Annotated in this window: 17 protein-coding genes; 12 read left to right on the top strand and 5 right to left on the bottom strand. The window is 65.9% G+C overall.

The window, feature by feature from the left end:
* Positions 1 to 2 precede the first annotated feature (2 nt).
* Together B7Y64_RS07620 and trpE are read right to left on the bottom strand one after the other, a co-directional pair.
* Positions 3 to 332 (bottom strand): chorismate mutase, encoded by a 330-nt coding sequence (locus tag B7Y64_RS07620; RefSeq protein WP_024813193.1) that lies wholly within the window; start codon positions 330 to 332, stop codon positions 3 to 5.
* A complete protein-coding gene (gene trpE / locus B7Y64_RS07615) occupies positions 329 to 1,828 on the bottom strand; it encodes an anthranilate synthase component I (protein WP_291328615.1) in 1,500 nt (499 codons plus the stop codon). The genes B7Y64_RS07620 and trpE overlap by 4 nt, the downstream gene beginning before the upstream one ends.
* A gap of 345 nt (positions 1,829 to 2,173) precedes the next feature.
* Between trpE and B7Y64_RS07610 the strand changes: the two genes are divergently transcribed.
* Together B7Y64_RS07610 and B7Y64_RS07605 are read left to right on the top strand one after the other, a co-directional pair.
* Positions 2,174 to 2,773, top strand: a complete 600-nt coding sequence (locus tag B7Y64_RS07610) for a chalcone isomerase family protein (RefSeq protein WP_291325709.1) — start codon at positions 2,174 to 2,176, stop codon at positions 2,771 to 2,773.
* 225 nt (positions 2,774 to 2,998) lie between these two features.
* Positions 2,999 to 4,654, top strand: a complete 1,656-nt coding sequence (locus B7Y64_RS07605) for a methyl-accepting chemotaxis protein (RefSeq protein ID WP_291325711.1) — start codon at positions 2,999 to 3,001, stop codon at positions 4,652 to 4,654.
* 13 nt (positions 4,655 to 4,667) lie between these two features.
* Here the strand turns inward: B7Y64_RS07605 and gph are convergent, their stop codons facing one another.
* Entirely contained in the window at positions 4,668 to 5,366 is a 699-nt protein-coding gene (gene gph / locus B7Y64_RS07600; protein WP_291325713.1) for a phosphoglycolate phosphatase, read from the bottom strand.
* 16 nt (positions 5,367 to 5,382) lie between these two features.
* Positions 5,383 to 6,066, bottom strand: coding sequence for a ribulose-phosphate 3-epimerase (rpe, locus tag B7Y64_RS07595; protein ID WP_114655298.1), 684 nt, complete (start codon positions 6,064 to 6,066; stop codon positions 5,383 to 5,385).
* 29 nt (positions 6,067 to 6,095) lie between these two features.
* Between rpe and apaG the strand changes: the two genes are divergently transcribed.
* The 5 genes from apaG to thiL all read left to right on the top strand — a co-directional run bounded on the left by apaG (position 6,096) and on the right by thiL (position 12,099).
* Entirely contained in the window at positions 6,096 to 6,503 is a 408-nt protein-coding gene (gene apaG, locus B7Y64_RS07590; protein WP_291325715.1) for a Co2+/Mg2+ efflux protein ApaG, read from the top strand.
* Positions 6,500 to 8,479 carry a site-specific recombinase gene (locus tag B7Y64_RS07585; protein ID WP_291325717.1) on the top strand — a complete coding sequence of 660 codons (1,980 nt, stop codon included), beginning with the start codon at positions 6,500 to 6,502 and terminating at the stop codon, positions 8,477 to 8,479. Before apaG ends, B7Y64_RS07585 begins: the two co-directional genes overlap by 4 nt.
* A gap of 167 nt (positions 8,480 to 8,646) precedes the next feature.
* Positions 8,647 to 9,903: a cation:proton antiporter gene (locus B7Y64_RS07580; protein WP_024813249.1), complete on the top strand. Its 1,257-nt coding sequence runs from the start codon at positions 8,647 to 8,649 to the stop codon at positions 9,901 to 9,903.
* The gene (locus B7Y64_RS07575; RefSeq protein WP_291325719.1) at positions 9,893 to 11,014 is read left to right on the top strand and encodes a YbdK family carboxylate-amine ligase; all 1,122 of its coding nucleotides are present in this window, start codon (positions 9,893 to 9,895) and stop codon (positions 11,012 to 11,014) included. Before B7Y64_RS07580 ends, B7Y64_RS07575 begins: the two co-directional genes overlap by 11 nt.
* A gap of 104 nt (positions 11,015 to 11,118) precedes the next feature.
* Positions 11,119 to 12,099 (top strand): thiamine-phosphate kinase, encoded by a 981-nt coding sequence (thiL, locus tag B7Y64_RS07570; RefSeq protein ID WP_291325721.1) that lies wholly within the window; start codon positions 11,119 to 11,121, stop codon positions 12,097 to 12,099.
* Here thiL and B7Y64_RS07565 read toward each other — a convergent pair.
* Positions 12,081 to 12,761 (bottom strand): TetR/AcrR family transcriptional regulator, encoded by a 681-nt coding sequence (locus B7Y64_RS07565; RefSeq protein WP_291325722.1) that lies wholly within the window; start codon positions 12,759 to 12,761, stop codon positions 12,081 to 12,083. The two genes, thiL and B7Y64_RS07565, sit on opposite strands and share 19 nt — an antisense overlap.
* Before the next feature lie 151 nt (positions 12,762 to 12,912).
* Between B7Y64_RS07565 and B7Y64_RS07560 the strand changes: the two genes are divergently transcribed.
* Genes B7Y64_RS07560 through B7Y64_RS07540 form a run of 5 tightly spaced genes read left to right on the top strand, consistent with a single transcriptional unit; the run spans position 12,913 to position 21,130 of the window.
* Entirely contained in the window at positions 12,913 to 14,658 is a 1,746-nt protein-coding gene (locus B7Y64_RS07560) for an alpha/beta fold hydrolase (protein WP_291328613.1), read from the top strand.
* 2 nt (positions 14,659 to 14,660) lie between these two features.
* Complete coding sequence (locus tag B7Y64_RS07555; RefSeq protein ID WP_291328611.1) at positions 14,661 to 16,121, top strand: efflux transporter outer membrane subunit; 1,461 nt, start codon at positions 14,661 to 14,663, stop codon at positions 16,119 to 16,121.
* 21 nt (positions 16,122 to 16,142) lie between these two features.
* The gene (locus B7Y64_RS07550; RefSeq protein ID WP_291326843.1) at positions 16,143 to 17,216 is read left to right on the top strand and encodes an efflux RND transporter periplasmic adaptor subunit; all 1,074 of its coding nucleotides are present in this window, start codon (positions 16,143 to 16,145) and stop codon (positions 17,214 to 17,216) included.
* A 3-nt stretch (positions 17,217 to 17,219) separates the two neighbouring features.
* Positions 17,220 to 19,997, top strand: a complete 2,778-nt coding sequence (gene rbbA / locus B7Y64_RS07545) for a ribosome-associated ATPase/putative transporter RbbA (RefSeq protein WP_291326844.1) — start codon at positions 17,220 to 17,222, stop codon at positions 19,995 to 19,997.
* 2 nt (positions 19,998 to 19,999) lie between these two features.
* Complete coding sequence (locus B7Y64_RS07540; protein ID WP_291326846.1) at positions 20,000 to 21,130, top strand: ABC transporter permease; 1,131 nt, start codon at positions 20,000 to 20,002, stop codon at positions 21,128 to 21,130.
* Positions 21,131 to 21,199 lie beyond the last annotated feature (69 nt).

Here is a 21,199-nt window from a genome sequence, read left to right as displayed (position 1 = left end):
CTTCAACCTTCCTGTGTGGCGGTCTGGCGCAGGCGCGCGAACTCGCGGTGCTCGTGGGCAATGTAGGCTTCCATCATGCTGCGGTAGATGGCCTCCATCACGTCGGGCTCGCCACCCTCGATCTGGGTGCGTGCACGCACGCGGTCCACGATGGCCTGGATGCGTTCTTCATCGCGCACCTGCGATGCATCCTGCTTGATGCGCGCGGCCTGGGTCATGTAGCCGCCGCGTGTGACCAGCAAGGGCACCAGCACGTCGTCCAGCGCATCAATGTGGCGACGCACATCGTCCATGGTTGTGCAATGCTGCACGTTGTTGATGGCCTGGGTCATTCCAGCCCCTCCTCGACAAGTTCGGCGGCACGCAGCAGTGCGCGTGCCTTGTGTTCGGTTTCCTTCCACTCCAGCTCGGGCACCGAGTCGGCCACCACGCCAGCAGCCGCCTGCACATACAGGGTGCCGTCCTTGATGATGCCGGTGCGGATCGCGATGGCCACGTCCATGTCGCCCGCATAGCTCAGGTAACCGCAGGCACCGCCGTACACCCCGCGCTTGACGGGTTCGAGCTGGTCAATCAGCTCCATGGCATGCACCTTGGGCGCGCCTGTGAGGGTGCCTGCCGGGAAGGTGGCCTTGAGAACGTCCATGCTGGTCATGCCCTCGTGCAGCAGTCCTTCGACATTGCTCACGATGTGCATTACGTGGCTGTAGCGCTCGACCACAAAGGCTTCGGTCACCTTGACGGTGCCCGTCTGGGCGATGCGCCCGATGTCGTTGCGCGCCAGATCGATCAGCATCACATGCTCGGCACGCTCTTTCGGGTCGTTGATGAGTTCCACCTCGGCGGCCTTGTCCTTCTCGGGCGTGGCACCGCGCGGGCGTGTGCCAGCCAGTGGCCGGATGGTGACTTTGGTGCCTGCATCGGTGTGCTCCTGGCGCACCAGGATCTCGGGGCTGGCGCCCACCACATGGAAATCTCCAAAGTTGTAGAAATACATGTACGGCGAGGGATTCAGCGAGCGCAGCGCGCGGTACAGGCTCAGGGGGCTTTCCGTGTAGCGCTTGTGGATGCGCTGGCCCACCTGCACCTGCATGAAATCACCGGCGGCAATCAGCTCCTTGGCCCGGTCCACGGCCGCAAGATAGTCGGCCTTGGCAAAGCTGCGCTGTGCGGGGTGGTTTTCGGTGGCTTTGACCACCGGGGCACTCACCGAGTATTTAAGCTGGTCCTTGAGATCGCGCAGCCGCTTTTTGGCCTTCCCATAGGCTTCGGGCTGGGCCGGATCGGCATAGACGATCAGGTAAAGCTTGCCCGAGAGGTTGTCGATAACAGCCAGCTCTTCGCACTGCAGCAAAAGGATGTCGGGGGTTTCCAGCGCATCGGGCGGGCAGGTGGTTTCGAGCTTTTTTTCGATGTAGCGCACCGTGTCATAGCCAAAGTAACCCGCCAGGCCACCACAAAAGCGCGGCAGGCCCGGGCGCAGGGCCACCTTGAAGCGCTTTTGGTAGCTCTCAATGAAATCGAGCGGGTTGCCGCGCGCGGTTTCCACCACCTGGCCGTCGGTCACCACCTCGGTTTTGGCGTCTGCACCAAAACCGCTGGCGCGCAACAAGGTTCGGGCGGGCAGACCAATAAAGCTGTAACGGCCAAACCGCTCGCCGCCCACCACCGATTCCAGCAAGAAACTGTGCTTGCCGCCGTCTTTGCTGTGCGCAAGCTTCAGGTAAAGCGAGAGCGGGGTTTCAAGGTCCGCAAAGGCTTCCGCCATGAGCGGGATGCGGTTATAGCCTTCACCGGCCAGGCTTTTGAATTCAAGTTCCGTGATCACGGGGAGAGCTCCCAGCTGAGGCAGCGCGTTGTACAAAGCGCCGCTGTTCATTCGACAGGCCCCGGCGGGGCCACGGGTGCACGCTGGGAAAGAGGCCCAGGTGCCATCAGGCGTTCAAAAAGACAGGCTTACGCCAGGGCCAGGCTCCCCGGTCGCTGCAACCTGTAATGAACACGTGGTGTATGAACATGGGCCAAAGTGTAGCAAATGCGCGCCTGCGGGCCGACGACAACGCATGGCGATCTTGGCGGGCACATTCCCTGGGAAAACCCCGATGTACGCCACCCTGCGCAAGCGCACAATTTGTTGCATTAAATGAACGGCCGTGCTTTTTTGAGGATTCTTATGCGCACAACATTGCATGCCCTTTTTCTCGCCGCCGGCCTGTGCTGGGGCTCGGCAGCCACGGCCGCCGTTGCGGTTGAACTGGCAGGCGTCAAGGTGGAGGATTCCGTCACCATCAACGGCGCCAGACTGCAACTCAACGGCGCTGGTATCCGTTACAAAGGCCCGTTCAAGGTGTATGTGGGTGACCTCTACACGACGCGCCCGGTATCGTCCCTGGACGATTTGATTGCGGCCCCCGGCCCCAAGCGGCTGTCCATGACGTTTTTGCGTGAGATCAACTCTACAGAGTTTGGCAAGTTGCTGACGCGCGGCATGGAAGACAACGTGAGCAAGCAGGATCTCTCCAAGATCATTCCCGGCATGATCAAAATGGGAGACATCTTTGCGGCCAACAAGTCGTTTGCGCCCGGCGATGTCTGCTCACTCGAATGGGACCCCGCCAAAGGACTGAGCGTCTACGCCAAGGGCAAGTTGCAGGCCGAGCCTTTCAAGGACCCTGCCTTTTATCGCGCCCTGATGTCCATCTGGTTTGGCAACACGCCGGCCGACTGGAAGCTCAAGGACGAACTGCTGGGCGTCAAACCGCAGCCACAGTGACGCGCGCTTGTTGCGCCCTGGACTGAGCCTGCCCCCAAAGGCAGGTTTTTTTTGCGCTTGGCCGCCCCGTTCGCCGGTCCGACAGGCATAAAGGATTGCGCTAACAACCCGGCGACGCGCCCCGCACCACCCAGCTCCTGAAGCATTTTTAGCCGCAACACCAACGCCTGGGCAGGCTTGGTGGACCGCCCCCACCGCAGCCCCCTATCGCTTATCAAGGCCACCATGAAACTCAGCAACCTTCCCGTCGGCCTGCGTCTGGGCCTTTCTTTCGGCGCCATTCTGGTCATCACGGCGCTCATTGCGGCCATGGGCATGTGGCGCATTTCCAGCCTGCAGATGGCCAGCGAGAGGGTGGCCACCCAAGAGATTGAACAGCAGACGCTGGTGGAAGACTGGGCATCCGACATCCGGCTGAACTGGGTGCGCACCGAAGCGTTCCTCAAGGCCATCGATCGCGACTACATGGAAAAGCTCACGGCCGACACCCAGGCCACGGCCACCAGCATGGAGAGCAAGGTCAAACGCATTGAGGGCCTGGTGCAGGATGACCAGGCGCGCGCCCTGCTGACAGCCATTGCCGCGGCGCGTGCCGCCTACAGCGACAAACTGAACGAGATCCGTGAACTGCACCGCGGCGGCGAGCCCAATGTGCCCGCCATGGTGGACACAGACCTGCGTCCCCTGGCCGACAGATACCTCGGGGCACTGGACGATCTGCGCAAAACCATGGCCACGCAGCTGGCCGACAGCCAGCGCGACACCAGCACCCTGGCCCGAGGCAGCCAGATGCTGCTGGGGGTGGGCACCCTGGTCGCGGTAGCGCTGGGCGCCTTGCTCGCCTGGACGGTGACACGATCCATCGTGCGTCCCGTGCAACTGGGCAGACAAGCTGCTGAGCGCATTGCCAACGGCGACCTCACCTGCCCCATTGCCTGCGACAGCCGCGACGAAACCGGCCAGTTGCTGCAGGCGCTGGCCACCATGCAATCACGCCTGGCGGCCATTGTGGGCAATGTGCGCAACAGCGCCGAGGGGGTTGCAACCGCCAGCGTGGAAATCGCCACAGGCAACAACGACCTCTCTGCCCGCACCGAGCAGCAGGCCAGCGCCCTGGAAGAAACCGCAGCCTCCATGGAAGAACTGGGTTCTACCGTGCGCCAGAACGCCGACAACGCGCGCCAGGCCAATCAGCTGGCCATGAGCGCGTCAACGGTGGCCGTGCAGGGTGGCGACGTGGTGGCTGAAGTGGTGGACACCATGAAGGGCATCAACGACAGCAGCAAGAAGATCGCCGACATCATTGGCGTGATCGATTCCATTGCGTTCCAGACCAACATCCTGGCGCTGAACGCAGCGGTGGAGGCCGCCCGCGCAGGCGAGCAGGGCCGAGGTTTTGCCGTGGTGGCCGGCGAAGTGCGCAGCTTGGCGGGCCGCAGTGCCGAGGCCGCCCGGGAAATCAAGAGCCTCATCGGCGCGAGCGTGGAACGGGTGGAACAAGGCACCCGGCTGGTGGACAAGGCCGGCACCACCATGACCGAAGTGGTCGCGTCCATCCGCCGCGTGACCGACATCATGGGAGAGATCAGCGCCGCCAGCAGCGAGCAAAGCTCGGGCGTCTCGCAGGTGGGCGAGGCCATCACCCAGATGGACCAGGCGACCCAACAAAACGCGGCCCTGGTGGAGCAAAGCGCCGCAGCCGCAGACGGTCTCAGGCTCCAGGCCGGGCAACTGGTCGACGCCGTTGCAGTGTTCAAGCTGGCCTCTGGCCTGCACACGCCCCTGGCGGCACCGGCGCAGCGCCGCCAGGCCGCTACGGCGGCAGCCCCCGCAGGGCACATTGGCTACAGCGGGCAAGCCGTCATCGGGGCAGGCGCCTGACGGGCACCCCGGCTCACGCCAGCAGCAACTCCAGCGAAGCCACGTACCCGTCTGCATCCACCGCCTGCGCCGGCAGGCCGTGGTTGTAGCCGTAGGTGACCAGCACCACAGGGCAGCCAGCAGCGCGAGCGGCCTGCGCATCGTTGGACGAGTCACCCACCATCAGCGTGCGGGCAGGCGCGGTTTGCAGGGCCTCGCAGGTTTTCAGCAACGGCAACGGGTCGGGCTTTTTTTTGTCAAAGCTGTCACCCCCGAAAACCTGCTCGAAATAGCCCTCCAGCCCCTTGGCGCGTAGCAACGGCAAAGCAAACGAAGTGGGCTTGTTGGTCAGGCATGCCAGACGCAGGCCAGCATGGCGCAGGGCCTGCAGGCCTGCCTCCACGCCGGGATAGACGCGCGCGTAGTGTCCATTGATGGCCAGATAGTGCCGCTGGTAGCTGGGCCAGGCATGGGCGTAGAGCGCTTCAATTTCAATAGCTGTAGGCGCTTTACCCATATGCTCTAGCACGTGATTGAGCACTGAACGCAGCAAATGTTCAGAGCCCTTGCCCACCATGCGTTCGATGTGCTGCGCCGCAATGGGTGGCAGTTCCAGATCGCCCAGCATCCGGTTGAGGGCTTCGGCAAAGTCGCCCAAGGTGTCCACCATCGTGCCATCCAGGTCGATGATGGCGGCGTCGTAGCGGAGGTGGCTCAACTCCATGGCATTCATCACTCGCCCCGCAGCTTCAGCCAGCAAGCGCCCCGCGCATCGCGTCCACCACACCCTTGTAATCGGGTTTGCCAAAAATGGCGCTGCCCGCCACAAAGGTGTCGGCACCCGCATCGGCCACACGGCGGATGTTGTCGGCCTTGATGCCACCATCCACCTCCAGGCGGATGTCCTTGCCCGAGGCGTCGATGCGCTTGCGCACGGCTTCGATCTTGCGCAGGGCCGAGTCAATGAAGCTCTGGCCGCCAAAACCGGGGTTCACGCTCATGATGAGGATGAGGTCGATGTCGTCGATCACCCAGTCCAGCACATCCAGCGGTTCGGCCGGGTTGAACACCAGGCCGGGTTTGACGCCCTTGCTGCGAATGGCCTGGATGCTGCGGTGCACATGGCCCGAGGCGTCGGGGTGAAAGCTGATGTAGTCGGCGCCCGCGTCGGCAAACGCGGCAGCCAGGGCGTCCACGGGCTGGATCATCAGGTGCACATCAACGGGCACCGCCACGCCGGCAGCCGTTTTGGCATGCGGCTTGAGGGCCTGGCAGACCATGGGGCCAAAGGTGAGGTTGGGTACGTAATGGTTGTCCATCACGTCGAAGTGAATCCAGTCGGCACCGGCGGCAATGACGCTGCGCACTTCTTCGCCCAAACGGGCGAAATCGGCTGAGAGGATCGAGGGGGCAATGCGAAAAGGTCGGCTCATGGCCCGATTGTCGCAGTTACCATTCGCCCATGCCCAAGTACCAGTTTGATGTGGAAGTACAGCCAGAGTACCTGCCGGAACAGTCCTCCCCGGACTCTGGCGTCTTCAGCTTTGCCTACACCATCACCATCACCAATGCAGGCGAAGCGCCCGCCCAGCTGATCTCGCGCCACTGGATCATCAGTGACGCCCGGGGCCACACCGAAGAGGTCAAAGGCCTGGGCGTGGTGGGCCAGCAGCCTTTGCTCAAACCGGGCCAGTCGTTCCAGTACACCAGCGGTTGCGGTCTGCGCACCGCCAGTGGCACCATGCACGGCACGTTTTACTGCGTGGCAGAAGACGGCGAACCATTCAGCAGCCCGATCCCCTTGTTCGTGCTGGAGGCGACCACCCCCGGACCCTCGGGTCAGCCCATGAACGGAAGGGTGCTGCATTGAAGCGGCCGGCCCCGGATTTGGCGGAGCTGCTGGCGGCCCTGGACCCACACGCAGGACTTGGGCAGCGCCATGTATGGCTGATTGACCTGCTCGACTGGGTGCGTGGCGCGCGCGATTCGGTACCGGGTTCCACGTCCCGGGTCCAACTGTTTCTGGAAGCGGTCGAGGCGCGCCCCGATGTGCAGCGGCAGCTGCAAACCTGGTGGGCCACCCTTGTGGAGTCGGTAGACATCACCACGCTGCTGGCTGATTTTGGCTTTGCCAAGGACACGGCACTGCTCAGCGAAGCCGCAGAGCGACTGCGCAACAAGCTGCTGCCGCACAGCCCCGAAACCATTGACGCATCGGAGCTCTTCGTTCTGGCCCTGCCCAGTGCTTTCGATGCAAAGTGGCTCGGCGCACTGGACGAAGCCACGCTGAACCGGCTGGTAGCCCTGCTGACGCCGAAAAGCCCTCAGGGCGCATCGCGCTGGCAGCACGCACTGCTGGACGCCATCACCTACTGCGCGGGGCAGATCCTCTCGACCGGCTTTGCGCCGGGGTTGCGCCTGCGCATGAGCGAATCGGCCCGCGAGTCGCAACCCTTTCATGCGCTGATCCGTGATGTGGAAAGCCTGCGCGTGGAAGTGTTGCATGCGCTGCGCACCCCCGACCGGCTGCAGGAGGCAGCCCGGCGACTGCGCGAGCGCCTGGAAGCCTGCCGTGCCGCCGCTGCCACCGTTTACACGCACTTTGAAGACAACGGAATTTCCGTGGACCTGGTGTTTCGGCTGCGCCAGTTGCGTGCGCGCATCCTGCGGGTGCGCGAGTTGCTCGACTGCCTGCTGTCCCCCCAGCCCGCCGTCACGGCGGCCCGCCTTCTGGCGCATCTGGTAGAGGTGGGGCAAGAGCGGCGCAGCCTGCGGGCGCTGCTGGCATCCAACTCGTCACTGCTGGCCGCCAAAGTGGCCGAGCGCAGCGCCGAGACGGGCGAACACTACATCACGCGCACGGCGGTCGAATACCGCTCCATGGTGAAGAAAGCCGCTGGCGGCGGCGCCGTGATGGCCTTCACCACGCTGGCCAAGTTTGCCCTTTACGCAATGGCGCTGTCGGCGTTTTGGGGCGGCTTCTGGGCGGGGGCGAACTATGCCTTGAGCTTTGTGCTGGTGCAGTTGCTGCACTTCACCGTAGCCACCAAACAGCCGGCCATGACCGCCCCCGCCATGGCGGCCAAGCTCAAGGAGCTGGCCTCGGGCGAGGCCATTGAGTCGTTTGTCGATGAAGTCACCCACCTGGTGCGCTCACAGGTTGCAGCCGTGCTGGGCAATGTGCTGGTGGTGTACCCCCTGGTTCTGGGCCTGGCGCTGCTGATTGCATGGGCCAAGGGCTCGCCCGCCATCAGCACGAAAGAAGCCGGCCATGTGCTGGAGTCGCTGCACCTCCTGGGTCCGTCGCTGCTGTTTGCAGCATTCACGGGCGTGCTGCTGTTTGCCTCCAGCATCATCGCGGGCTGGACCGAAAACTGGTTTGTGCTGCACCGGCTCGACTCGGCCGTGCGCTACAACCCGCGCATCACCGCCCGGCTGGGCAAGGAACGCGCGGCGCGCTGGGCGCACTTTCTGCGCGAGAACCTGTCGGGCTTTGCCGCCAACATCTCGCTGGGCTTCATGCTCGGCCTGGTCCCGGCGTTTGCAGGGTTTTTCGGGTTGGGGCTGGACGTGCGCCATGTCACACTGTCTTCAGGGCAGTTGGGCGCGGCCACGGCTGCGCTGGGCTGGGACGTCATTCACCAGAGTGCGTTCTGGTGGGCCGTAGCCACCATTCCCCTGCTGGGCGCCCTCAATGTCGGAGTAAGCTTTTACATGGCTTTCCGCTTGGCATTGCGAGCCCACAACGTGAGCGGTGTTGACCGCTCTCGCATCTATGCAGCAATGCGGCACCGCCTGCTCAAGGCGCCGTTGAGCTTTTTCGTGCCTGAACGCCAGGCCGCCTGATTCAGGCGCTTCTGGCCTGCGCAAACACGGGCGCCGCTGTCCTACAGGGCACTGTCGTTTGCGCATGTAAATTCAGGTAACCGCCGGGAAGGACCGTGGCGCCAGCAGGCGCAGCCTGTCTTTCCCGCCCACCGGGCGCTGCCCGTCTGATGGAGAGGACCCATGACATGAACGAAATCCTGAGCTTCTGGGCGCAGTGGCTGCGCCCTTCGGCCGGGTTGCCCACGGTGCAATGGTCGCTGTTGCTGGCGGTGGCCGCTATCGCGGGTTATCTGTGCCAGCGCCACACAGGCCTGCCCAAAGTGGTGGGCTACTCCCTGGTGGGCACCGCTGCCGGTCTGGCAGGCTTCAGCGGGGCGGTGTGGCCGCTTCAGGGCATCGGGCTGTTTCTGCTGGAGCTGGGCATCTCCATCGTGCTGTTCGAGTGCGGCGGGCGCATTCCGCTGCGCTGGTTTCGCCACAACCCCATGGTGCTGGTGCAGAGCATTGCCGAATCGGCACTGACCTACTTTGCCGTCTACTGGGTGCTGGTGTGGCTGGACATGCCCGCGCATGTGGCTGGCCCGCTGGCCCTGGTGGCGCTGGCCGCATCGCCCGCCGTGCTGACGCGCGTGGTGGCCGACACCCGCGCGGCTGGCCCCGTCACCGAGCGCGCCATTGTGCTCGCCACCCTGTCCACCCTCTATGCGCTCACCCTGGGCAGCGCCCGTGCCGAGCAGATCAACCGCCAGAGCGTCACGTTGCTGGACACCATGTATCCCGTGGTGGTGGTGCTGGGCGTGTCGATCATCGTGGCGGCTGTGCTGTCGCTGGCGCTGCGCATGGCCTTGCGCTTCATGAGTCCGACCAGCGAAAACACCTCGATGCTGCTGCTGGCCCTGATCGCCGCTGCCACCGCCGTGGCAGCGCACATGGGTGGCTCCGCGCCGCTGGCGGCCCTGCTGGGCGGCATGCTGCTCAAGCAGCTCAACCCGCGCCCGTGGGCCTGGCCGCGCCAGCTGGGCAACGCCTCGTCGCTGCTCACCATGCTGATGTTCGTGCTGGTGTCCACCGTGGCGGCGCAGGCCGACTGGAGCGGCCCCGTGGTCGGCGTGGTGCTGGCACTGATCGCCGTGCGACTGGCCGCAAAGGCCGTGGGCGTAGGGCTGGGCAATGTGGGCAGCGGTGCCAGCTGGCGCCAGGCCCTGTGGGTGGGCTGCGCCATGACACCCATGTCGTCCATTGCACTGCTGATCGCCTCGCAGTTCGTGGTGGCATCCCCCTCCACGGGCCACCTGATTGCCCGCGTGGCGCTGCCCGCCATCTTGCTCATGGAAGTGCTGGGCGCCGTGATCGCCACGGTAGCCATCTACCGCGCGGGCGAGAGTTCCAAACCTTGGGCCCCGCTGTCGCGCGGCGGCAATGGAGACCGCAGTGAGTCTTGAAGCCTTTACCCATTCCGAACCGCTGACGCTGGGCGTGGAGCTGGAGCTGCAGCTGGTCAACACCCACGACTACGATCTGGCGCCCTACGCCGAAGACATGCTGCGCCTGATGCGCAAGGTGCCGCTGCCTGGCAGCGTAGTGCCCGAGATGACGAACAGCATGATCGAAATCTCCACCGGCATCTGCCATTCGGCCAGCGAGGTGCTGGGGCAGCTCAGCCCCATCCGCGACGCGCTGGTCAAAAGCGCGGACAAGCTCAACATTGCCGTGGTGGGCGGCGGCACGCACCCGTTCCAGCAGTGGCACGAGCGGCGCATCTACGACAAGCCACGCTTTCAGGAGCTGTCGCAGCTGTATGGCTACCTTTCCAAGCAGTTCACCATCTTTGGCCAGCATGTACACATTGGCTGCCCCGATGCCGACGCCGCGCTCCTGATGCTGCACCGCATGTCGCGCTACATCCCGCATTTCATTGCGCTGTCGGCCTCCAGCCCCTACGTGCAGGGACAGGACACGGCGTTCGACTCGGCGCGGCTCAACTCGGTGTTCGCGTTTCCCCTGTCGGGCCGCGCGCCGTTTGCACTGACCTGGGACGATTTCACCACCTACTTCAACAAGATGACCCGCACCGGTGTGGTCAAGAGCATGAAGGACTTTTACTGGGACATCCGCCCCAAGCCCGAGTTCGGCACCATCGAGATCCGGGTGTTCGACACGCCACTGACCATCGAGCGTGCCGCCGCGCTGGCTGGCTTCGTGCAGTCGCTCGGCGCGTGGTTCCTGAACGCGCAACCCTTCATGCCCCAGGAGGACGACTACCTCGTCTACACCTACAACCGCTTCCAGGCCTGCCGTTTTGGCATGGACGCCGTGTATGTCGACCCTGCCACCGGCGACCACATGCCGCTGCGCGACCATATCCGCATGACCATGGACCAGATCGCAGGACACGCGGCCATGCAAGGCGCTTCCAACGCCATGCACATGCTGCGCACCGAAACCGAAGCCGGACAGAACGACGCCCGCTGGCTGCGCGAGCGCCAGCGCGAAGAACAGCTGCTGGCTGAAGTCAGCCGCCAGGCCGCATTGCGTTTTCGAGGCACCAACTGACCCGCCCGATGCCACTGTGCACAAGGTGCGGCGGCGGGTAACCAGCCAAGCCTGCGCCACCGCGCCGATGCTCGGATGCGCGACACACCGCACAATTCGTCCCCATGGGTGAATTCGACCTGATTGCACGCTACTTCACGCGGCCCGTGCGCCGCGCCGCCCTGGGCGTGGGCGACGACTGCGCGCTGCTGGCGCCCGCGCCGGGCATGCAGCTGGCCGTCTCCAGCGACATGCTGGTGCAAGGCCGCCACTTCTTTGCCGACGTGGACCCCGAGCGCCTGGGGCACAAGGCGCTGGCCGTGAACCTGTCGGACCTGGCGGCCTGCGGCGCGCGCCCGCTGGCCTTTACGCTGGCCCTGGCACTGCCCCGCGTGGATGCACCCTGGCTCGAAGCGTTTTCGCGCGGGCTGCTGGCCCTGGCCGACGGACACGGCTGCGAGCTGGTGGGCGGCGACACCACGCAAGGACCGCTCAATATCTGCATCACGGTGTTTGGGGAGGTGCCCGCAGGCCAAGCCTTGCTGCGCAGCGGCGCGCGGCCTGGCGACGACATCTATGTCAGCGGCACGCTGGGCGATGCCCGGCTGGCGCTGGAGGCATTGCAAGGGCACATCGCCCTGCCCGCCGATGTGCTGGCCGCCGCCCGCCTGCGCCTGGAGCGGCCCACGCCCCGCGTGGCGCTGGGCCTGGCGTTGCGCGGCGTGGCAAGCAGTGCCCTGGATGTGAGCGACGGGCTGCTCGGCGACCTGGGCCACATCCTGCGCGCCTCGGGAACAGGCGCCTGCATCGATACCTCAATTACTACTGATTTGATAGCTGCTAGCGATTTTCCCATAAGCGCTAGAAGCCAATTTGACCCTGAACTGCTTCACCAGTGCACTCTGGCCGGGGGCGATGACTACGAACTGGCCTTCACCGCCCCGGTGGCCCGCCGCGCTGCGGTGGCCGCTGCGGCACTGGCCAGCAGCACGCCCGTCACGCGCATCGGCCGCATCGAGGCCGAACCCGGCCTGCGACTGGTGGACGCGCAAGGCCGGCCCGTGGTGCAGCGCTACGCATCATTCGATCACTTCGCCGCAGGCTGAGCCGGCGGCAGGATGCGGGATGCAGGGTCCAGCAGTTCGCACAGCAGGGCGACATGGCCCTGGCGGTAGTGCGCAAGTTCTTGTGGGTCTGCATCGCCCAGCACCACCTGCGACAGCAGGGCATGCACCACCGGCGAGACCACCAGCCACGGCTCTTGCGTGATCACGCTGGGAACCCACCCCTCCTGCACGGCGTGGGCACGCAGAATGTCGCCCAGCAAGGCCAGATGGGGCTGCACCACGTTGCGCTTCCATAAGGCAACGAGGTGCGGCACACGCGCACTTTCAGCCACCAGCAGGCGCAGCGTGGCCACCGCGCCAGGGCGGCCCAGCGAGTCATAGAGCTTGTCTACCACCCACTGCGCCAGCGGCCGTATGCCGTTGCCCAGCACCGGCATTTGCCCAAAGTCGGGTGGCGCGAGCGAGCGGGTCAGCAGTGCCTCGAACACTTCCTCCTTGCCCGCGAAATGGGCGTAGAGGCCGCCTTTGGAGAGCCCGCAGCGGCGCGCGATGTCGTCCATCCGGGCTGCGGCAAAGCCCCGCTCGGAGAATTCGACCAGCGCGGCGTCCAGAATCTGCAGCACACGCACCTCGGGGGGCAGGCGCTGTCGCAGCGGCACGACGGCCGGGGCCGCGCCGGAGGGTGGCAGTTGCTGGGTCATCGTTTTGTCTCGCGTTCTGGCTATGCTCGGCATTATTATCTACCGACCGGTCGGTAAGCAGATAAAATTGATACATCTCAAGTCACTCATCGTCTGGCCTGCGTAAAGTGCAACGGCACCATCGGCCCGCTTTTCATCTGGGACTCCATTCATGCCAACCCCTGCGAACACCACCCTGTCCATGGCCGAACGGCTCGACCCCACCGTGCACGCGGCTATTGCCCGCAGCGTTGCGTCGCTGTCCCACGCCTCCGCCCTGATGGCGGGCAGCGACTGGGCCCTGCATCTGGCCGCCTCACCAGGCAAGTGCATGGACCTGGCGCACCTGGCGCTGCGCCAGGGGCAGGAATTGGCCGCCTATGCCCAGGCACGAATGGCTGCCGGCCCTGACAAAAAAGCCCGCCATGCCGTGGCGACCCCTGCCCAGGACCGGCGTTTTGCCGACCCCGCATGGCAGCAGTGGCCGTTCAACCTCGTGCACCAGTCCTTTGTGCTCACCGAGCAATGGTGGGCCGCCGCAACGCATGGTGTCTGGGGTGTGGACAAGCACCACGAAGACATGGTGGCCTTCGCGGCCCGGCAGTTTCTCGATGTGTTCTCGCCCGGCAACCAGCTGGCCACCAACCCCGTGGTGCTGAACCGCACGCTGGCGCAAGGTGGTGCCAACCTGGCGCGTGGCGCGCTCCATCTGCTGGACGACGCCCGGCGCCACGCCGCAGGCATGCCGCCCGCTGGCGCCGAGAATTTTGTGGTCGGCCGCGACGTGGGCATCACCCCCGGCAAGGTGGTGCTGAAGAACCGCGTGATGGAACTGATCCAGTACACGCCCACCACCAAAGCCGTGCACCCCGAGCCGATCCTGATCGTGCCGGCGTGGATCATGAAGTACTACATCCTCGATTTGTCGCCCCACAACTCGCTCATCAAGTATCTGGTGGACCAGGGGCACACGGTGTTTTGCATCTCCTGGATCAACCCCGGCGCCGAGGACCGTGATCTGGGCATGGACGATTACCTGGACCAGGGCTTTCACGCCGCACTGAACGCCGTCAACACCATCGTGCCCCAGGCCAAGGTGCACGCCGCCGGCTACTGCCTGGGTGGCACGCTGCTGTCGATTGCGGCCGCCGCCATGGCGCGCGACGGGGATGAGCGCCTGGCCTCCATGACGATGTTCGCGGCGCAGACCGACTTCACCGAGCCAGGCGAACTGGCCCTGTTCATCGACAACAGCCAGATCAGCCTGCTGGAAGCGCAAATGGCCCAGACCGGCTACCTCACGGGGGCCCAGATGGCCGGCGCGTTCCAGATGCTGCGCTCCTACGACCTGCTGTGGTCGCGCCTGGTCAGCGAATACCTGCTGGGCGAGCGGGCCCCCATGAACGACCTGATGGCCTGGAACGCCGACACCACGCGCATGCCCGCCAAGATGCACTCGCAGTACCTGCGCCGGCTGTTCCTCGACGATGACCTCAGCGAGGGCCGCTACCCGGTGGACGGCAAGCCCGTGACGCTGGGCGACATCACTTTGCCCACCTTCATGGTGGGCACCGTCACCGACCACGTGGCGCCCTGGCGCTCGGTCTTCAAGCTGCAGCAGCTGAGCCCCGCCGAAAACACCTTCGTGCTCACCAGCGGCGGCCACAACGCCGGCATCGTCAGCCCGCCCGGCAACCCGCGCCGGCATTTCCAGATGCTGACCCGCCCGGCAGGCGGCAACTACCTGCCGCCCGACGAGTGGCTGGCCGCTGCCCCGGACACACCCGACTCCTGGTGGCCCGCCTGGCTGGCGTGGCTCAAGGCGCGCTCGGGCACCCCGGTCAAACCGCCCCGCGCAGGCGCTACCGCCTACCCTCCCGTGGGTGACGCCCCCGGCACCTACGTGCTGGAAAAATAGCCATGGCCACGCCCCCTGCAACGGCCCGCCGCGCTGCTTGCGCCCTGGCAGCCGCCACGCTGGTGCTCACCGGTTGCGCATCGATGGCACCGCCTTTTGAGACGCCCGCCTTGCCAGTGCCCGCGCACTACGCCACACCGGGCACGGACACCGGCACGCCGGCCGCCACCACCGGCTGGCGCGACTATTTCACCGACCCGCGCCTGCAGGCCCTGATTGCGCAGGCGCTGGAGAACAACCGCGATCTACGCACCACCGCGCTGCGCGTGCAGGAGGCGCGGGCCGCCTATGGCATCCAGCGCGCCGACATGCTGCCCACCCTGGGGGCCCAGGCCGGCATGGACCGCTCGCGCGTGCCGGCCGACCTGAACCTGACGCGCCAGCCCTTGCTGGGCAGCCAGTACCAGGCTGGCGTGGGCCTGGCCAGCTGGGAAATCGATTTCTGGGGGCGCGTGCGCAGCCTGAACGACGCGGCCCTGCAAAACTACCTGGCCAGCGATGCGGCCCGGCGCGCCGTCACGCTGGGTCTGATCGCACAGGTCGCCCAAAGTGAACTGGCGCTGCGTGAGCTGGAGGAGCGCCTGCTGCTGGCGCACCAGGCCATCGCCAGCCGCAAGGAAAGCCTGCGCATATTTCAGCGGCGCGTGGACGTCGGGTCCGCATCGCGGTTGAACCTTACCCAGGTGCAAACGCTGCTCTCGCAGGCCGAGGCACTGGGCGCCCAGCTGGAGCAGGCCCGCGCTCAGCAGGCCAACGCCCTGGCGCTGCTGGTGGGTGCGCCGGTGGGGCCAACACCTGCCACCGTGCGCCTGGACACCCTGCAGATGCCGCCACTGCGCGTGGGCCTGCCGTCCGACCTGCTGGCCCAGCGCCCGGACATCATGGCCGCCGAGCACCAGCTCCGGGCGGCCCAGGCGCAAATCGGCGCAGCGCGTGCGGCGTTTTTCCCTCGCGTGGCGCTTACAGGCTCGCTGGGCACCGCCAGCGCCGAGCTGGGCGGCCTGTTTGACAGCGGCAGCCAGGCCTGGACGTTTTCGCCCAGCATCTCGCTGCCCCTCTTCAACGGAGGGCGACTGCGCAACAACCTGAACCTGGCCGAGGTGCGCCGCGACATGGCCGTGGCCAACTACGAGAAAACCGTGCAGGGCGCGTTCCGCGATGTATCCGACGCACTGGTGGCGCGCGAGGCCCTGGCCGCCCAGCTGGCCATTGCGCAAGATGCGCGGGCCGCCCAGAGCGAGCGCGCGCGCCTGTCCCAGTTGCGCTACGACCATGGCGCCGCCGCCTTCCTGGAAGTGCTCGATGCCCAGCGCGACCTGCTGGTGGCCGACCAGCAGGTGGTGCAGTTGCGCCGCGCCCTGCTGTCGAGCCAGGTCAGCCTGTATGCCGTGCTCGGTGGTGGCACGCTGGCCGAGGCCCCCACTTCCGCAAGTTCCGCAACCGCACCCCGTCCCGCTCCCTGAGCCAGCCCCCTTACAAGCACCATGAACTCCACCCTCAAGCACCGGCTGATTCTTCTGGCCGTCCTGGCCTCCGTGGCGGCCGTCGGCGCCTATGCCTGGACCACTTTGCGCCAGCAGGGCCCCGGTGAAGGTTTCGTCAGCGGCAACGGCCGCATCGAAGCCACCGAAATCGACGTGGCGGCCAAGCTGGGCGGCCGCGTGCAAAGCATCGTGGTGAAAGAGGGCGATTTCGTCACCGCCGGCCAACCCCTGGTCCACATGCAGATCGACACCCTGCAGGCCTCGCACGACGAAGCCAGGGCGCGGCACCAGCAGGCCGTGGCCGCCGTGGCCAACGCCGAAGCCCAGGTGGCCGTGCGCGAGAGCGACCGCCAGGCAGCACTCGCCCTCGTGGCACAGCGGCAAAGCGAACTGGATGCGGCACAGAGGCGCCTGGCCCGCTCGCAGACGCTGGTGCGCGAAGGCGCCTCGTCCGACCAGGAAGTGGACGACGACCGTGCCCGCGAGCGCAGCCTGCAAGCGGCCGTGGTGGCTTCCAGAGCACAGGCCGAAGCCGCACAAGCCGCCATCACGGCGGCGCGCACCCAGGTAGCCAGTGCGCGCGCAGCCGTCACCGCAGCGCAAGCCACCGTGGCGCGCATCAAGGCCGACATCGACGACAGCGCCCTCGTGGCCCCCCGCAGCGGCCGCGTGCAATACCGCATTGCCCAGCCCGGCGAAGTCATCGGCGGTGGCGGCAAGGTGCTCAATCTGGTGGACCTGTCCGACGTTTACATGACCTTCTTCCTGCCCGAACCCGTGGCCGGCAGGCTGGCCCTGGGCAGCGAGGTGCGCATCGTGCTCGATGCGGCGCCTCAACTGGTGATTCCGGCCAAGGTTTCGTTCGTGGCCAGCACCGCGCAATTCACCCCCAAGACGGTGGAAACCGCCAGCGAGCGGCAAAAGATGATGTTCCGCGTCAAGGCACAGATCGCCCCCGAATTGCTGCAAAAGCATGTGCAACTGGTCAAGACCGGCCTGCCCGGCATGGCCTGGCTCAAGCTCGACGCAAACGCCCCCTGGCCGGCCCATCTGGCCGTGAAGCTGCCGGAGTAAGGCGTGGCAGCAACGTCCCCCAGCGTGGTTCAGCTGGCCGGTGTGGGCCTGCGCTACGGCAAAACCGTGGCGCTGGCGGACATACAGCTCGACCTGCCCGCCCAGCGCATGGTCGGGCTCATCGGGCCCGATGGCGTGGGCAAATCCAGCCTGCTGGCACTGGTGTCCGGCGCGCGGGCGCTGCAGCAGGGCAGCCTGCAGGTGCTGGGCGGCGACATGCGCAGCCCGCAGCACCGCAATGCGGTCTGCCCGCGCATTGCCTACATGCCGCAAGGCCTTGGGAAAAACCTGTACCCCACGCTCTCGGTCGAGGAAAACCTGCAGTTCTTCGCCCGCCTGTTCGGCCACGGTGCGGCCGAGCGGCGACGGCGCATCGATCACCTCACGCACAGCACCGGCCTGCACCCCTTTCTGGCGCGCCCGGCAGGCAAGCTCTCGGGCGGCATGAAGCAAAAGCTGGGGCTGTGCTGTGCGCTGATTCACGATCCCGACCTGCTGATCCTGGATGAACCCACCACCGGCGTGGACCCGCTGGCGCGCGCACAGTTCTGGGATCTGATTGCCAGCATCCGACAAGAGCGCCCGCAGATGAGCGTGGTCGTGGCCACCGCCTACATGGACGAGGCCCAGCGCTTTGACTGGCTGGTGGCCATGGACGACGGCCAGGTGCTCGCCACCGGTGCGCCCCACGAGCTGCTGGAACGCACCGGCACCCGCAACCTCGAGGCCGCCTTCGTCGGCCTGTTGCCCGAGGCAAAAAGACGCGGCCACCAGCCCGTGGAGATCACACCGCTGGCGCTGGGCGACAACGCCGAGGTCGCCATCGAGGCGCAAGGTCTGACCATGCGCTTTGGCGACTTCGTGGCCGTGGACCATGTGGATTTCCGCATCCGCCGCGGCGAGATCTTCGGGTTTCTGGGCTCCAACGGTTGCGGCAAGTCCACCACCATGAAAATGCTCACCGGCCTCTTGCCGGCCAGCGAGGGGGATGCCTGGCTGTTTGGCCAGAAAGTGAACCCCAAAGACATCGAAACCCGCCGCCGCGTGGGCTACATGTCCCAGGCGTTCTCGCTGTATGGCGAGCAGACCGTGCGGCAAAACCTGGTGCTGCACGCGCGCCTGTTCCATGTGCCCGAAGCCCAGGTGCCAGGGCGCGTGCAGGCCATGGTCGAGCGCTTTGGCCTGCAGGAAGAGATTGACAGCCTGCCCGATGCCCTGCCCCTGGGCCTGCGCCAGCGCCTGTCGCTGGCGGTGGCCATGGTGCACCAGCCCGAGCTGCTGATCCTGGACGAGCCCACCTCGGGCGTGGACCCGGTGGCGCGCGACAACTTCTGGCGCCTGCTGATCGAGCTGTCGCGGCGCGACCGGGTCACGATCTTCATCTCCACGCACTTCATGAACGAGGCCGAGCGCTGCGACCGTATCTCGCTCATGCACGCCGGCAAGGTGCTGGTCAGTGCCAAGCCGGCAGACATTGCCATGCAGCGCGGCGCGGGCTCGCTGGAGCAAGCCTTCATTGCCTACCTGGAAGACGCCTCGGGCACCCGGCGGGCCGTGCCCGCTGAACGCACGCCAGCGCCCGCCCCCACGCCGGGCGCCACCGAGGCTGCCCCCGCACGGAACGCCGAGCCCCACGCCGCGCCGCCGAGCCGGAGTTTCTTCAGCCTGGGGCGCGCCCTGAGCTACATGTGGCGCGAGACGCTGGAGCTGCGGCGCGACCCGGTGCGCGCCACGCTGGCGCTGCTCGGAACCGCCCTGCTGATGTTCATCATTGGCTACGGCATCAGTATGGACGTGGAAGACCTCAGCTATGCGGTGCTGGACCACGACCAGACCCTGCTGAGCCAGAACTACACCCTCAACCTCGCGGGCTCGCGCTACTTCATTGAAAAGCCCCCGCTTCGCAGCCACGCCGAGCTGGACCAGCGCATGCGCAGCGGCGAACTGGCGCTGGCCATCGAAATTCCGCCCGGCTTTGCGCGCGACCTGCAGCATGGCCGGTCGGTGCAGGTGGCCGCCTGGGTGGATGGCGCCATGCCCATGCGCGCGGAAACCGTGCGCGGCTATGTCGGCGCCATGCACCAGATGTGGCTGGCCGACCTGGCGCAGCAACGGCTGGGCGTGCGGCTGGCGGCGGCCAGCTCGGTTGAGACCCGCTTTCGCTACAACCCCGACGTGCGAAGCCTGCCCGCCATGGTGCCGGCCGTGATTCCGCTGCTGCTGATGCTGATACCGGCCATGCTCACGGCGCTCTCGGTGGTGCGTGAAAAAGAGCTGGGCTCGATCATCAACCTGTATGTCACACCCGTTACGCGCACCGAATTTCTGCTGGGCAAGCAGCTGCCCTACATCGCGCTGGCCATGTTCAACTTTCTGCTCATGACCGCGCTGGCCGTCACGGTGTTCGATGTGCCACTCAAGGGCAGCTTTGCCACGCTGGCGCTTGCGGCACTGGTGTTCGTTGTGTCGTCCACGGGCATTGGCCTGCTGGCCTCCACCTTCTCCCGAAGCCAGATTTCAGCGATGTTCGTCACCATGATCGGCACCCTGATTCCGTCCATCCAGTATGCGGGGCTGATCAACCCGGTGTCCTCGCTCGAAGGCGTGGGCGCCTTCGTTGGGCGCATTTTTCCGGCCACGCATTTCCTCACCATCAGTCGGGGCGTTTTCAGCAAGGCGCTGGACCTGGGCAGCCTGCTGCCTTCGTTCTGGCCCTTGCTGATCGCCGCGCCGGTCATCGTCGGCACGGCCATCTTGCTGCTGCGAAAGCAGGAATCGTGAACATGCACGCTGCATCCATTGCCAACATCTGGCGCCTGGGGATCAAGGAGCTGTGGAGCCTGGTGCGCGACCCCATGATGCTGGTGCTGATCGTCTACATCTTCACGGTGTCGATCTACGTGGCCGCCACGGCCATGCCCGAGAGCCTGCGCAAGGCCACCATCGCCATCGTGGACGAGGACGACTCGCCCCTGTCGGCGCGCATCGTGGCCAGCTTCTACCCGCCGCACTTCACCACCCCGCGCCTGATCACGCTGGCCGAGATGGATGCCGGCATGGACAACGGCACCTACACCTTCGTGCTCGACATCCCGCCCAACTTCCAGCGCGAGGTGCTGGCCGGGCTCGCCCCTGCAGTGCAGCTCAACGTGGACGCCACGCGCATGAGCCAGGCGTTCACCGGCAGCGGCTATATCCAGCAGATCGTGGCGGGCGAGGTGGGCGAGTTCGTGCAGCGCCACCGCAGCGCCGCGCAGCTGCCGGTGGACCTGAACGTGCGCATGCGCTTCAACCCGAACCTCGAACAGGCCTGGTTCGGATCGCTGATGAAGATCATCAACAACGTCACCATGCTGTCCATCATCCTGACCGGGGCGGCGCTGATCCGCGAGCGCGAGCACGGCACCATCGAGCATTTGCTGGTCATGCCCGTGACGCCCGGCGAGATCATGCTGGCCAAGGTGTGGTCCATGGGGCTGGTGGTGCTGCTGGCGGCGCTGGTGGCGCTGGTGTTCGTGGTGCAGGGCGTCCTTCGGGTGCCGGTGCAGGGCTCGGTGCTGCTGTTCATGGCGCTGTCGGCGCTGCACCTGTTTGCCACCACCTCCATGGGCATCTTCCTGGCCACCGTGGCCCGCTCCATGCCGCAGTTCGGCATGCTGCTGGTGCTGACCCTGTTGCCACTGCAATTGCTGTCGGGCGGCGTCACGCCGCGCGAGAGCATGCCGGAATTCGTGCAGCAAGTGATGCTGGCCGCGCCGACCACGCACTTCGTCACCGCCGCACAGGCCGTCCTGTACCGCGGTGCCGGCCTCGACATGGTGTGGCCGCAATTGCTGTCCATATTGGTAATTGGCGGTGTGCTGTTCACTGCCGCCCTGGCCCGTTTTCGCAAGACCATCAGCCAGATGGCCTGACCTTTTTTTTCCGTTCCCCGGCGGGCTGTGCCAGACTGGGTTCATCCGCTTTCACCTGTTTTTGCCCCT

Origin of the sequence: Acidovorax sp. 35-64-16, assembly GCF_002281195.1 — a bacterium.
GTDB lineage: Bacteria > Pseudomonadota > Gammaproteobacteria > Burkholderiales > Burkholderiaceae_C > Acidovorax > Acidovorax defluvii.
Note: the sequence above shows the minus strand (reverse complement) of the source record. Positions and strands in the feature narration are given on the sequence as shown.

Bases quoted from the DNA above. Each gene is read 5' to 3' on its own strand.
- apaG (WP_291325715.1), top strand. From the start codon at position 6,096: ATGCCCAAGTACCAGTTTGATGTGGAAGTACAGCCAGAGTACCTGCCG.
- B7Y64_RS07555 (WP_291328611.1), top strand. From the start codon at position 14,661: ATGGCCACGCCCCCTGCAACGGCCCGCCGCGCTGCTTGCGCCCTGGCA.
- B7Y64_RS07620 (WP_024813193.1), bottom strand. From the start codon at position 332: ATGACCCAGGCCATCAACAACGTGCAGCATTGCACAACCATGGACGAT.
- B7Y64_RS07580 (WP_024813249.1), top strand. From the start codon at position 8,647: ATGAACGAAATCCTGAGCTTCTGGGCGCAGTGGCTGCGCCCTTCGGCC.
- B7Y64_RS07560 (WP_291328613.1), top strand. From the start codon at position 12,913: ATGCCAACCCCTGCGAACACCACCCTGTCCATGGCCGAACGGCTCGAC.
- B7Y64_RS07605 (WP_291325711.1), top strand. From the start codon at position 2,999: ATGAAACTCAGCAACCTTCCCGTCGGCCTGCGTCTGGGCCTTTCTTTC.
- B7Y64_RS07565 (WP_291325722.1), bottom strand. From the start codon at position 12,761: ATGACCCAGCAACTGCCACCCTCCGGCGCGGCCCCGGCCGTCGTGCCG.
- B7Y64_RS07610 (WP_291325709.1), top strand. From the start codon at position 2,174: ATGCGCACAACATTGCATGCCCTTTTTCTCGCCGCCGGCCTGTGCTGG.
- gph (WP_291325713.1), bottom strand. From the start codon at position 5,366: ATGAATGCCATGGAGTTGAGCCACCTCCGCTACGACGCCGCCATCATC.
- B7Y64_RS07550 (WP_291326843.1), top strand. From the start codon at position 16,143: ATGAACTCCACCCTCAAGCACCGGCTGATTCTTCTGGCCGTCCTGGCC.
- B7Y64_RS07540 (WP_291326846.1), top strand. From the start codon at position 20,000: ATGCACGCTGCATCCATTGCCAACATCTGGCGCCTGGGGATCAAGGAG.
- rpe (WP_114655298.1), bottom strand. From the start codon at position 6,066: ATGAGCCGACCTTTTCGCATTGCCCCCTCGATCCTCTCAGCCGATTTC.
- thiL (WP_291325721.1), top strand. From the start codon at position 11,119: ATGGGTGAATTCGACCTGATTGCACGCTACTTCACGCGGCCCGTGCGC.